The following is a 14,469-nucleotide window of genomic DNA, read 5'->3' on the forward strand; positions in this document are numbered from 1 at the left end:
CTATTAGGGGGACCGGATAATCAGTCGATCAATTTTCTTGTTATTGAACTCCTTATATTCCTTGCGAAGGGATAATAAGAAATCTGGATCTTGCGCGGTATAGTACAAATATCGTGCTGATAGGGTAAATGAATCTGCATTTTCCAGCGCTTTTCTGGCGCCAGTGGCACGACGTTGTTTCTCTGTTCGATCCTGTTCATTTGCCGGTGGCATAAGGATATTGAGCAAATCGGTTAAATCGTGTGAGCCAGGGGTGGAGAGAACACCAATATATTTATGATCTTGAGTCTGCAATACGCCATGTGAGAGCTCATGAATCGCGATATGTGCAACGTGTTCACGCCCTAATAGCGGATCTTCATAGACCCTATTCAGCGCATCGGTATATACATTGAGATAAGTACTCTTATCGCCTTTTGACCGTTTTTTATACTCATCAACATTCAAATCGGCAACGGTACTGGATGAACCTGATTTATCCTTTTGATAATGAATATTTTTTGTGGTTTTCAATTTATCTAGTCCATGCATAACGCTGTCAATACGTTTCTTCCATTGTGGTAGTTGATCAGCTTCCTGATGACCACCGAAAAATATCCTGTAGATTTCAAGAGCACTTTCACTATTTTTGCTCTCTTTCAAAAAGTTACTGGCTATTTTGAGTTGTTTAATGGCTCTTTTTTTACCTTCTTTGAAAGTCGCTTGAGCTCTATCGTGCGCATTGGTGCCCGATTCATCCTGATAACGGATCGGGTTATTCTTGACCATGCGGTACAAGTTCAAGCCATCGACTGTTCCGGCGGGATCGGCACTTAGCCATCTTCCCATCCACGGCTGATAGTAACGATATTGGTAATAATACAACCCGGTTTTGTCTTGCTCTTTACCTGAATACCTGACGGTTTTATAACTGGCTTCAATCTGGTTTTTGGCTGTCCATATTGCTGTGCCTCCGTATGGATAATACTCTTCCTGGCTGATGATTTTACCTTTGGCATCCAGTTCAAACATGCTGTTGCCAATTAGATTGTCGTAACTGTAGCGTATTTGATCTCTGTTGATATCATTGGACTTCATTGCTTCCCAGTGTAGTACCCGAACTTGTGCCCGGCCGGCTTTCCCAATAGTAATAACTTGTAGGCTTTCGGTGATCTCGGAGCCTGATTTTGTTTCCCGTAGTTCTAGTCCGGGTAGATAAACAACCCGTTGCTGCTGTGTACTATGACTCGTCTGCTGTTCGCTCACTTTCAGCACCCGCGTTGCATCTGTGTTGTAGCGGTACCATTCCTTATCTGTTGCGTTATTACTATTATTATTACTATTGCTACGGCTGATCGTAGTGACCTGTTGCAGTTCACCTCGCGGATTCCAATGCAAGTTTTGTCCCGTTCGTAGCGACATCTGATGTCCACCGGCATCAAACTGTAAATCGACATCATCTGGCGTTACTCCGGGCTTACTCAGTATGGCCCGGTTGCTGCGGTGAGATACGATGATTTCCGTCGTATAAATATTACTCGTTGCCGGGGCGTTATGTTTGATTTGCGTCAAGTTGTTACCTCGGTCATAACGGTAGGTACGAATGTATTTGGTATAGGTATTGTCATCAGAGGGAAGGGGGACGATAGGGTTGGGTAGCCGGCTGTTTTGCTGACCTATGTTAGCCATCTCACGGCCGGTGGATTCGCTAAGTTGATACAGAGAATCATAGGCATAGGTGTTTTGGGCGGATATTTTCTGATTGCGCCAGAAATGGGTTTCTTCTGCATTGTTGCGAATACTCACCACATTACCTACCGGGTCATATACATAGTGTAAAGACTGTAATAATTTCTCATTAAGGAGATATCTTTTGGCACGTTGAGTGGAGATATTGGTTAATCTCTGGGTCTCGGGTTCATAAGAGTATTTGGTGGTTACGCCGTTACCATGCGTTTCGCGTAGTTTTTGGCCTGCGGCTCCATAGGAGAGGGCGTTAACGATTATCTGCTCTGTCTGCCTTTGGATCGTTAACCAACGACCTTGCAGTTGCCCGGCGACATTATACGCTAGACGTTGCATATTTCCTTTGGCATCGATTTGCATCAGGGGAGCACCGGTAGCATTAGTGGTATTTTTTGAGGTGTAAATCTCATTTTCTAGTTTGCTTTGCCAGACTGGCCTGTTATCACCGCTCCAGTCCGGTATTTGATCGTCTTTGAGCAGTTGTCGTGACCAGGACAATTTCGCTCCGGTCAGAGACAAGCTGTTATGTTGATTCATCCCTGCGGTGTCATAGTGACGTGTATACTGACCGGCCAGATTAAGATTTTTCTCTGCCGGGGAATTACTGGCCCAAATAAAACGTTCGATAACCTGTGGCGCTTCTTCATTAATGGATTGTTCACTGACTGATAGCAAGCGACCAGGCAATGAGCGATCTTCATACTGCCAGGTTTGCACTGTGCTTGTTGCATTCACGTTCAAAACCGGGCGAGCTGCAACATCTTTTAACGTCACCGTACACCCGGCATCGGCACTTATCGTGCGTAGTACCGTGCCTATCAGGTCGTATTGCCAGTGGAAATTGGGTTGTACGGTATTATCTGCTTGCATTAGATCGTATAAACGCGGATCGATACTTTGGACCCGATTTCCGTGTAAATCATATTGATGTCGGGTAATGAGTATGTCGGTATCTTCGTTAGCTTTAGCACGGTGGAAAGCGATCTCCCTCACGGCCAATCCTCGGTTATCTAATACATTGACGGTAGGTGTACCGGCATATACGGCCGGATCGAAGGTGGATGTCATTTTATTTATGCTCCTTGATTTGATGGTTGTCCTAATAGGTGAAAAGGTAAAATTTTTTGCGATTGCATCCCTTATATAAACCCCCTTATTTGCATGTTTTCAGCTAGAATAATCGAACGCTCTAATTTCCTCGTTAAAACCTGTCACTTGTTCAAAACTGAGAAGACCTAATTTATTCCTCGACCGAGCCCAAGAGGCTTAAGCTATTTTTCTTGCCAAAGATCATTAGCTCGACCAATTAGCATTGGTCCTTTTGATAAAAGGGCTTTACGATAAACTAACCAGCAATACTCTGCTAGATCATTAAGATGATGATTATTCCTTTGATTGTTAGGGCATTCGAACATGTTTACTCCCAGATTAACGATGTTGCGCTTATTATGTGAATCTACCATGGATTTCAAAGATAAATTATTATTGGGAATGGGAAAATAGGGTTCAGCATTGCTGCATCACAGATATTTTCCCTGATTTGGTGTGATTGTGGTTGAGTGGTGATGTTTTTGTATTTTAAACGGTTTTAATTATCTTTTCATAATTAACTTTCCCCACTCTTTGATGAAAGTTTTAATACTTGTTTATTAATGCTATTAATTCTAATTTCTATTTTGTTTCTTGTCCTTGCTAATGTATCTAAGGTTAATTTTTCTCCCTTTATTTTAGAGGAAAACCCGGAAAGGCTCATTGCATTATCGCCATAGTTTCTACGCATAAATGTGACTGCATCAGAATGGCTTTCATTGAGAACTTCACGGATACTATTGGTGAAATCTAATATATGTCTGGCTTTATCATTACTCAATCCTGCTAATGCTTTATGGTGCGATACGGCCAGTTCAGCAAGTTTATAGACAGGAATTTTTGCCGGGGATATTTTGCTTGCAATTTGTGATGTGATTAAACCACCGGCAGTCACTTTTAGATTGTCTTTATTACCAAGCTTCTTCTTTATTGCTTTTAAGATAGGGTTTTTATCGTAATTATTGATATCAAATATCATGTTTCTTGTTTTAGGATAAGGGTGTGCGATTTCCAATTTCTCATTTAATTTTTCAATCGCCGTATCATTAAGATAATTTAATCCTGTTCCGGCTAATGCACCAATACCCATGCCAGCCAGAGTGCCAATACCCGGTGCTATAGCACTTCCTATGGCCCCGCCAATAGCGCCGCCGGCTATACTGCCTCCTGTATTTAATAGGGTTTGTAATGCAGTCGTCCCTATATTTTTAGCCATATTACTTCCAGCAGATTCAGGGGAGTTCATTGATTTTAAGGTCCAGTCTAATTGTTTTAAGTGACCTTTAACCACAACCATCCATTTGTAATATTCGGAAATATTTTCTTTCCAAAATGTATATTCATTAGTTTGGTCTAAACTAACAGCATTATTTCTCCTCATATGATTTAAATCCAATCCCATACCTAATGATGTGCTGCCTATATTACTCTCATCATATTCAGTCTGTATTGAAGGTCTTTTAACGCTATTCTCTAAATGTTTAGTATTTTCACTGTATTTTTTGTTTGGCATATTACCCTCTTTTTATTGCTATACTTAATTTTGGCCAAAATAGTAAATTCAGCCCCAATCCAAATATATATATGTCCTCATCATCTTCGGTAGAATTCCCTAACTACATTGATTGTTTTTTTCTCTGTTTTTTGAATGTATATGATTGATTAAATAGAAATGCTAAACTTCAATTAATTTATCAGTATTTTCTTCAATAATTATAATACCTATACCATTTATCTTAATCACTGTACCCTGATTGTTTTTCCATGTTGAGATAATCCCCTTGATTTTGGGTAAATAACCTGAATGGCTAATGCCCGAAACATTAAGAATCATATTTTTATTTTCCTGATGTTCATTACTTTCCATGGTGAGTTTAGTTGTCAGCTTTACTTTATTAAGTGCAAGGCGGACATCTTCTGTGCCCCCTAAATCGGCACATAATTTATCAAATAAGGCTTGGTTTATTTGTGAATTATCCAGAGTTGATTTTTGATTCAAAGAAGTGGAAATTTGTCTAACTGGTTTTATGGCATCTTCAATATTTTGCAGTTTTACTGGTGCGGTAATGGAATATAATAAAGAAAGGCGAGGGCGATTACCGAGAGCTTGCCAAAAGTTACCTAGACTATTTAGATTTTCTTGTGGTGGAATAACTCTGGTATAGGCTCCAGGAATTTTAGGTAATTGGCGGTTGTTAATTAATGCGTTTAAAATAGCTGTCATGACTCGCGCAGCTTGATTATTGGGTTGACTGTCAGGGCTGGAACCATCTGTTGGTGGTTGGCTCGAATGCCAGTAAGTTATTAAATAGTTATAATTAATATTTACCCATCCTGGTAATAGTGAGCTGGTGGTAGGATGATAACTCCTCGGTTCGGCAGAACGTAGTTGTAGATCTTCGTGTATATCATAAAGAAATACACTGACCGTAGGCTTAGAAGGGATTGAATTAATTTCAGGTAGATCAAAACGGATATCAACTCCTTGATTAAAAATGTTGGGATGCTGAGATAAGATTTCATTTAATGCGTTATTAACTGCAATAATAGCATAATTAGGATCAATTATATTTGTCATATCGACTCCAATTTTATTAAATGTTTAAAAGAATAGTCGGCCAGTTTTATTCAATTCGAGAATAATAGCCCGTTCTATATGTTTATTTTCAACGCTATTATTATTATCATTTGCCGATAATATTGATGATAATAGAGCAATATTCTTGATATCTGCACCGGTTAGATCTGCCTGTTTAGCCAAATGTTCATAATCAAGCTCATCCGATAGATGAAGTTGTTCAGGCCAAATTGCCTGCCACATTTTTTTACGTAATATTTCATCGGGATAAGTAAAATGGGTAATAAAAGTAAAACGGCGGTTAAAAGCATTATCTAAATGACTGCGATTATTAGTGGCTAGAATCACTAATCCGGGATAATTTTCCAATCGTTGTAGCAGATAAGAAACTTCAATATTGGCATGTCTGTCTTGAGCATCTTTGGTTTCACTGCGTTTGCCAAATAAGGCATCAGCTTCATCGAAAAACAGCACGCCAGAATCGGCTTCGGCCAGATCGAAAATGCGGGAGATATTTTTTTCCGTTTCACCAATATATTTATTCACCACCGTAGAGAGATCGACTTTAATCAGATCAACACCAAGATGTCCGGCAATCACTTCTGCGGCCATCGTTTTTCCGGTACCAGATTCACCGTAAAATAGGGCGCTAATGCCGGTACCATAACCTATTTTTTCCTGAAAACCGGCGTTTAATACTTGGTTACGGTAATTAATAGCGGCAATAATTTCTCTTAATTGTTGAGTTAATCCCTCTGAAACGACTAAATCATTAAAACTGCGTTTGGGTGTTATCCGTTGAGCTAATTTACCAAAATTTTGTTGGGCACGCAGATTTAATGCCTTACGTAAATCGATTTCTTCTAATTGTCCTTCTGGTTGCCGTAATATTTGATATTGAGTTGCTTCTTTAATAATTAAAGGTAACGTTTCTGGAGTAAATGAAAAGCGCTGACATAACTGAGTAAGATTAATTCCCTGATCGGCATTATCTGGCAGATTTGCTGTCAGTATCGCTTTTTTCTCTGCCAACGTGGCTATAGGCATCTCAATTTGCACCATTGGTAGGTGTTGAACCCATATTAATGAATCGCCCGGCTCTATCAGACAAACCACTCTTAAATTTGGTTGATTTAACAGAGCGGATAATTCGCAGATCCCTATTTTCTTTTCCTCTGTAAGCAAAGAGAAATTGCGGATTAATAAACAGGAATCGTGTAGCCGGGCTTCTCGTATTGCATCGATTAACAGGCCAGATATTGTATCAGTGTTCTCTTCGTCCCGTAGGCAGGCTAAATCAAGAATTAAGGTACTGATACCATGAAATGCCATAATATTATTGACCGCTAATTCTCTGGCGCTGTCCTGTTTTCCTCTGAGTATAACTAGTGGGCGAATCTCATCGGTTTCATTTAATAATATCTTCTCAAGTGAATAATAAAGGGTTTGCGGATACCAAGTCTGTAAAGCAGAAGAATGCCAATAAGCACAAGTTATCAAAGGAGGTAAAATAACGCGTTGGCCGGATAAAAAATGCCAGACAGCACTGTGCGTTAAAAATTGCGTTTGAAGCCAAATAGATTCCTCGTGGTTATTGATCTGTAACAGATGGTGACTGATTAATGGTGTTTGTGGCAGAAAGCTATTTTGCAGTAATTGCCAATCACTTTGGCGTTGGCTAAATAATTCAATGGCTAAAGCAAAACTGGGCCACTGCTTTTTACTGTTACCGTGCAGAAAAGCAAATAATGCATGATAACGGCTGTCAAAATGGGGTAATAAGCCTAGCAGTAAAATATCACGCTCAAATTCAGTGAGTTCAAAACGCTCTATCAGCAATGATAATGAACCGGAAATAGACTTATTTTCTGCTGCCTCATGATTAATAATATCATTCTGTTTTAACCAATGGGGCATGCCTAATGGTTTTATCAAACGTTGCTCTATTTCATCTTCGGTCAGTAAAAAACTTTCTGGTAAGGAATCGTACCAATTTCCCTTTTGGTAATAGTAGCGTTGTAATAACAGATCAATACGCTCCAAATGAGGATAAATCCAATGTAATTCTGCTGCCATACAGTGGTTATTTGTTAGAGGAAAGTTCATATAAACCTTTTAAATATTTTGCCAGTTGATTAATACAGGGTGATCCAGCCAAGGCAATTTGGCGATATTTAATGGCCATGGCCAGTCAGCTAATAGTGCATCAAATGGTTGATGTTGAATTGTGATGTTGATTTCCTGTTCATCTATTCGTAATTCTCCCGGCCGTTGTAAAAACAATTGGCGAACATCATTGTGGCTTAATTTTTTCCAGGCAGGAAGTTGGGCGATAACCGCATCCAGCCATTGTTCTGTTATCAACTGTTTTTCTGGTTCAATGGGCATTGATTCGATATTTTCATCAGCCATGAATCCACATAAAATATGATTTAATCCTTTGTGTTCTATCGGAACTTTTTCGTTTCCCCAAATCAGATAATCAAGCAGATCAACGGCACTGAATTGAGCTTGACGATGGATAAATTTTTGCTTTTCGATTAAACCGAGTTGATTAAACAGAGCAGGTAATATCGGCCATAAAACTAATATTCCCGCATTATTTACCTGACGCAGAAGGGTTTGTTCAGGTAATAAAGTTGTTTCAGAGAGTGTGGTGTCGTCAGTTCGATGTTGGTTGTGGTTATTTTCTTCTGTTGTAATAGCGCGTTCTGATAGATATTGACATTCTTCAATCGATAGATATTTCTTACAGTGTTGTGAAACCGGTATTGTTTGCCAAAGTTGTTTTAGCCAGTCATTTAATGGAGTGTGGTGGGCTATAGCTTGGCGAAATAATGCGATAATAGATGCTATATTAATCGTACCATTATTAAGTTCAGTCGTGATACGTGAGATAATTTTTGCATCGGGTTTAGGAATTTCCTTTGTATTATGCTGTTGTATATATTTCAACGCATTTAATATCAGTTGGCAGGAGGAAACGAGTTCCTCCTGATGCTGCGGTGTGATTATTTTCTCCGATAATTTGCGATTAACAGTAATTAATAAAGCGGGTTCTTTGATAACCAAAAGCTTTTGCAGACTGTATTCGGATAAACAGCTTTTTGCTAGTAATAGTATCCATTTGTTTTGTACTCTGGTTAATTGGTTAATTAATTGTGTGATATTGATGTTATTAATTTCACTATTCTCTTTTGTCTCCGTTCGGTTTAATGTGGAATTTCCTTGATGTAAATAATAAATAAAGTTTTCAACATCTGTTTGATTATTTACCTGATATTGGCTTAATGCTTGACTTAATTTAGAATTAAGCCGAATAGGAAACAGTGAATTAAAATTATGTAAACTTATTTCACCAAGGTTCAGAGTGAGTTCCTCCAAATAGATATTTGGATTAATGGTATATGAATTAAAACAGGCATTGATCAACTTATTTATATTGAATTGATTAAGCAAGGAGCCATGCAATACTTTTTTAGCTACCTGTGTGTTATTAACTTCAATAGTAATGATTATCTGGTTTAACAGATTTATATTTGACCTCATATTAATATTCTCTTTTCTTAACTAATAAATATGGGGAAATTGGTTATTATAGTTAATAATCAAATGGGTTTGCTTCAACTATATTGTAGCTTATGTCTTCTGAAATAGAAGGTTTTTTTCCTAGCGTTAACATTTCTAAAATATTGTATGCTTGATCTCCTAAAGGAGCGCCATTATTTTGCCAACGTTTGTATATTTGGGCAAAGTTGTTGAAGTGTGATTCTGGTAACCAATGAATAACTAATGAGATATGAGCAGGTAGCTCAGCTAAAATCTCATATTTTACCCAAGATTCTAATTTGTAAAGATCGACTGTGCTATTCTCAAATAATCCTTGATTCAGTACTACACTAATTACAAATGAAAAGTGATCGGTTTTGATATATCTATTTCCGGAGAAGTACCATTGATGATTCGATGCATTACTTTCCTGTGGGAAATTATTTTCTTGACTTGTTATTTTTTCAACTAATATTTGTCTATTAATACGATCAAATTCTTTTACCTTCGCTATAATTTCATTATAATAATCGGCTGTCAGAGTGATTTCATCATTCTTTTCTATCATGGCTGGGAAGGAGTTTTGGTTGTTAATAGTAATCCATCGTTCATTTTCTGTTGCCTCTTTGGTGTGTCTTCTATTATCATAAACTAATTGATACTTCATATCTTCCAGCCATATTTTGCTGTTTTTCCAGTTCATAACATATTTTTCTTCCGCTATTTTATTCAATGTGTTTTTCAGATCCTTGCTGTTATCAGCGCTAAGGGTGAATCTGTCTTCTCTCACTTCTGTAATCATTAGATTATTCACTGTGATTGTCTCTTGGCCGAGGTAAAATTCTAGGTCAATTAATTGATGTTGCTGTAATTTGGTTTCTCCATTATCTTTCCACATGATTTCTAATTTATTATTTTCAATCACCTTAAAATTAGCTTGTTGATCTTCATTGAATTTATTATGTGGTTTTACCGGTAAGAGTTGCCGATGTTCAATGAGATAAAAAGGAAGGTTAGCCAAGTCTGGTTCTGGTTTAAAACACTCTCCGCCTAATCCCAGTCGGGCAGCAATACGCTTCTGGAGGGCAGACACTTTATCAATACGAATATTATTACGTTGATAGGCTAGGCTAGGTTGTTGAGCAAGATATTCGCGCTGAGTAGATAGAAAATCTTTATCTTGGGATTCTTTTAGCCCTGGTTGCTGTGAGTTTGTCTGTAGGAGAGGGATTGAACATTGAGCTCCAAAATATCGCAACAGATAATCTATAATTACCAACTCTCTGGCATAGCTTTTATCATTATTGTCGATTTGCGCCCCATTATTTATCTGATCAATTAAATTAGGTTTTATGTTTTGATGAATATTCTGACCTACACTATTTTCTTTAAAAGGCCATTGAGTTCCATATACAGTATTTCCTCGTTGTTTAAAAGCCAATAGTTTTGGTAATAAAGCGAGATCAGCACAGCTATTAGCCAGCATTTGTTCAAATGGCAACATAAACAGGTGTAATGGTATTTGTTGTTGGGTACTAGTTTGTAATCCATAGCAAGCAGGTAATTTATTACTTACTGGGTAGTAATCCAGAATCTTACGATGTTTACCCCAATTTAGCAATTCAGGTTGTGTATCAATCAATGGAACTGCAATAATCTTGTTTTCTATATCTTGTTTAGAAATCGTAACTTTAATCCCACCTTTGGCGGTAATAGTGAGTGGACTGTTTGGTGAGGTAATCAATTGTAAGGGATCATTGTCCCATAGTCTGGGGTAGTACCCTTGGGCGATTTCCCAAGACCAATTATCATTTAGTAGCTTAGAAATTTTTTCATCATGTTTATCTAACGTTAATTGGGTAATATTCTTGATTCCTTTGATCTCCAGTAATTGGTTAACCAGAGGGCTTAGATTTAATTTCTTAGATTTTGTGTAATCTTTGATTGAAGGTAACTTAGGTATCCAACCATGACGTAAATAAGGTCCATTAAAAATTTCTTCATTACTGTAACCCATTTCTTTCATCGCTTGGGTGGTATAACGTAGCGGCTTTTCAAGCACCATTTGTTCCGCTGTTATATAAACTTTAGCGAATATATCTGCGATATTTTTGACGTCATCATCAAGTTGAATATCAATCTTTAATGGCAAATCAACAGGCTGCAACCAGATAATCTGACTAACCGACTCTCCCAAATTACGATTATCTTTAAGAAATGCTTTTAATCTATCCTCAGCTAGTGTTTTATTATTCTCACTTTCCCGGCTAGGGATTAAATAAAGCCAATAGTTTCCCCTTAGTGTTAACTTTAATCTGTTTTGATCTTCAGTGAAACTATATTGCCGTTCTTGCTTGTCATACCAGTATGTGTAGCGTTGATTTTCAGGTTCACGAATAAGCTGTACATCGTTAAAGAGAAAATAACCATCGATTTTGTCGTTGCTATGCAAATCCAATAAAGCCCGGCGATAATCCTCTTCGGTGATGGGGCCACAAGTTAATATCTGTTGTGGGCCAAACTCGTTAGGGAAAATACCATTGCCGGGTGTCTGTTCCTTTTGTTCAGGAGTAAGAAGATCTTTCAATGGTAATGAATGGCGGTAAGCTAAATCAGATGCACCGTAACAACAGGCTTCTAATAAGGTGATGCCGGGATCATTTTCCCCCGCATCATTCCAATATTGACCGGATTGTTGTTCAATAACGGTTTTTGCCTGAGTAAGTAAGGTATCAAAGGTAATATCATCTTTAATAATGGGAAATAGTGTATCTCGATTATTCATTTGTTAACTCCTTCGTTTAGGGGTTTTTATTCCAGACTAAAATCAATACTTCATCATCGTTAGCTTCTATACTTTCACCTATGGAACCAGTGAGGCTGCTTTTTTTTAAAGTTAAGTTAGTGACTCGTTCAACTAAAGGTGATTGTTGAATCGTGGCTAATAGTGGGTAATAGTCAATGCGATTACCCGGTGTTACGCCAATAGCTGTATTTTCTCCCCACGGCATATAGATTCGACTCAGTTCCTGCTGTAATTGCTGGCGGCCATAATCGGGGTTAACTCTTGAAGCAAATACCAATTCATAGTTAATCGGGACATCAACGTATTTGGGATTCTTAATTTCAATGGTTGTCCAGGGACTGCTTAATTGATCTAACCATTCGACCATTTCAGTTAATCGGGCTTGGTTCAATTCTGGGCGTAGTGAATCATCGTTATCTTTATATCGGTTATCAGGGATAACGATTAATTGTCGTTTTTCTGGCGCGGGAATTTTGGTTAATTCATTGGTAGAAGGATATTTGATATCAAATATGCTGACAAACCGTTCTTTTAGTAAGGTGACAATATCGCTCCAATTCAATGCCCGGTTACGATGGGACAGCCGGGCAGGAACCCGTTTCAGGAATGTTTGCTCATCTTCTTTCGGGCCACCGTTCCAAGATGCCCAAGGTTGAGTTATCTCGCTTATGGCAACAGATGTATTGACGGGTTGTTTAATACTGCTGGCGGTCAATCCATTTAGCAAGTGATCCGATTCAATGGTTTCTGCGTTAATTAGAGTAGCGGTTATAGCGTTATACAACAGTCCTTTAATTCTTGGATAATTAGGCGGTTTTTCACTAGATACCTTTGGTGCCACCTCAGCTTTTAGCCAGTATTTATCTGTTGGCATTAGAGAAGCCTGATTTGAAGCATTTTGTGGTAACAACGTTCGCCAAGTTCCCCGATCAAACAGGTTGCGGGTTTGGTCGTGAACCCGTTGGGTTAATGGCTGCCATGTATTGTCTTTACTAAGATAAAACCAGGATATGGAGAATTGTTCAAAGCCTTCTAACTGCCAGTACAGAGATAAAGTTTGTCCCGGTAATACATCGGTAAAGCCTAAATAGAATGTATCATTGGTTGGTGACGATATATTTGCTTGGTCCCAAATTTGGGGGCCAGATTGAACTATGGCATCGTTGGGTGTTGGGCTAAAAAGCTTAATACCGTTTTCAGGTAATTTAATATTATCTGAGTGGCTTAATATTATTGCCGATTTCCAGTCAGTGTTATCTTTCCGATACCAACGCAGGTCGGTTAGTTTCCCTTGGTTCGCTAATAAATCAGCATCTGATGCATACTGTAACGGGTTTCCGGCGCTATCCTGCCCGGCATCAAACAGGGTTCCTTTAGGGATAAAATATTCCGCATTATCTGTATTTAAGGTAATGCTTAAAGCAACGCTATCCGCTTGGGCATTTTTGGGTTTTAGACCTAATAATTCCCGGTAATAAAGATCACGATGCCGTGCTGGAAAGGTATTGAATAATACTTTGGTTGTTTCTAATAATTTTAAAAAAGCCAACACAAAAGCTTGATGGGCGGGTAAATAGCCATTGGCTTTATTAGCGTTTTGGTAAATATCCGCTAATTTCTCAGGAGTATTTTCCTGAATAAAGTAGAAGCTATCCCAGAATTGTTTTTTCTCTTGATTGAAAGGAATTTTTTTAGCGTATTCTTGTAGCCAATTTAAAATATCCAGCGTATTTCTTTCATCAAGTTTAAAATCTGTCTCTGGTACGATAGCGGCGAGTTTATTCTTTAATTCGGTGAGTCCCATATTATACCACCTGTTATTTGAATATATTGCTGATAACTTTGTGTTATTTAATAATGAGTTTTAAGGGATGATTTATCCGGCATTAACGGCATATTGGCTGGCAATAAAATGGCCTTTTCCCATACTGGGTGCTGTCACATCCGGGCCACTCGATGGATTATTGGCTGGCTGTGTCGGGGTAAAACAGGCGATAAATTGTTGCCCGACAACCATCACCGTGGCAGGGCTACGGCAAAAGTTTACCTGCTGACTAGCATCCAATTGAGCAATGGTGACCATACCCATGCCGAGTATCGGATGGCTAGGGGTAATGTATTGCGCTTGAAGTTGTACCTTTTTTTCATCACCCACAATGGCGATCTTTTTGCCCTGGATTTGCGCGTGTCCGCTGCCTTTGATGGTTGCCTGCTCCAAAATGGTGACTTCCCGGTTGCCGAATAATGGCTCGAATAGCAGACTATCGCCATCGACGATTAGTTGTTTGCTCATAAATTTACCTTTGCCTGACCTTCGTTGATTTCGAGAATGCTTTCAAGTTGTTGAGTGATTTCGCTGCCTCTTAAAGCATAGGCCACTTGAATATGTAGGGTATTCGGTGAATCTGTTTTCTGAATTACCTGAATATCGGTGATTTCTGCTCTAGGTTCATAACGTAATACTCGCTCTTCAATGCGGGTTTGAATTTCCGACAGTAATTCATCACTGATGTTTTCAAACATATAATCATTCAGACCACAGCCATAATCTTCACGCATAATCCGTTCGCCGGGTTCAGTTAAAAAAAGGATTTCCATACTCTGGCTGACATTTTCGGCACCTTCGGCCATTGCTATTCCAGTCTCAAGAGAAAACTTTGGCGGAAATGCCCAGCCGCGACCATAAATGTCGGCTAATATTTGGTTTGTCATTCCAATACCT

The 14,469-nt window shown here is 38.6% G+C and carries 9 protein-coding genes; all 9 read right to left on the reverse strand.

Translation table 11 applies throughout. The annotated features are described in order from the left end of the window. Positions 1–3: 3 nt before the first annotated feature. Positions 4–2,793, reverse strand: coding sequence for an RHS repeat-associated core domain-containing protein (locus KZ793_RS09865; protein ID WP_225815177.1), 2,790 nt, complete (start codon positions 2,791–2,793; stop codon positions 4–6). Positions 2,794–3,331: 538 nt separating this feature from the next. Then, positions 3,332–4,327, reverse strand: coding sequence for a hypothetical protein (locus tag KZ793_RS09870; protein ID WP_225815178.1), 996 nt, complete (start codon positions 4,325–4,327; stop codon positions 3,332–3,334). Between the two features lie 162 nt (positions 4,328–4,489). Next, positions 4,490–5,392: a DUF4255 domain-containing protein gene (locus KZ793_RS09875; RefSeq protein WP_225815179.1), complete on the reverse strand. Its 903-nt coding sequence runs from the start codon at positions 5,390–5,392 to the stop codon at positions 4,490–4,492. Positions 5,393–5,416: 24 nt separating this feature from the next. Continuing rightward, the gene (locus KZ793_RS09880) at positions 5,417–7,498 is read right to left on the reverse strand and encodes an ATP-binding protein (RefSeq protein WP_225815180.1); all 2,082 of its coding nucleotides are present in this window, start codon (positions 7,496–7,498) and stop codon (positions 5,417–5,419) included. 9 nt (positions 7,499–7,507) lie between these two features. Beyond that, positions 7,508–8,941 carry a contractile injection system tape measure protein gene (locus tag KZ793_RS09885; protein WP_225815181.1) on the reverse strand — a complete coding sequence of 478 codons (1,434 nt, stop codon included), beginning with the start codon at positions 8,939–8,941 and terminating at the stop codon, positions 7,508–7,510. Positions 8,942–8,993: 52 nt separating this feature from the next. Beyond that, positions 8,994–11,726, reverse strand: a complete 2,733-nt coding sequence (locus KZ793_RS09890; protein WP_225815182.1) for a hypothetical protein — start codon at positions 11,724–11,726, stop codon at positions 8,994–8,996. A gap of 16 nt (positions 11,727–11,742) precedes the next feature. Continuing rightward, entirely contained in the window at positions 11,743–13,551 is a 1,809-nt protein-coding gene (locus KZ793_RS09895) for a hypothetical protein (protein ID WP_225815183.1), read from the reverse strand. A gap of 72 nt (positions 13,552–13,623) precedes the next feature. Beyond that, positions 13,624–14,040, reverse strand: coding sequence for a hypothetical protein (locus KZ793_RS09900; RefSeq protein ID WP_225815184.1), 417 nt, complete (start codon positions 14,038–14,040; stop codon positions 13,624–13,626). Beyond that, complete coding sequence (locus KZ793_RS09905; RefSeq protein ID WP_225815185.1) at positions 14,037–14,459, reverse strand: GPW/gp25 family protein; 423 nt, start codon at positions 14,457–14,459, stop codon at positions 14,037–14,039. The genes KZ793_RS09900 and KZ793_RS09905 overlap by 4 nt, the downstream gene beginning before the upstream one ends. Between the last annotated feature and the right edge of the window lie 10 nt (positions 14,460–14,469).

Origin of the sequence: Photorhabdus antumapuensis (assembly GCF_020387775.1) — a bacterium.
Taxonomy (GTDB): Bacteria; Pseudomonadota; Gammaproteobacteria; order Enterobacterales; family Enterobacteriaceae; genus Photorhabdus; species Photorhabdus antumapuensis.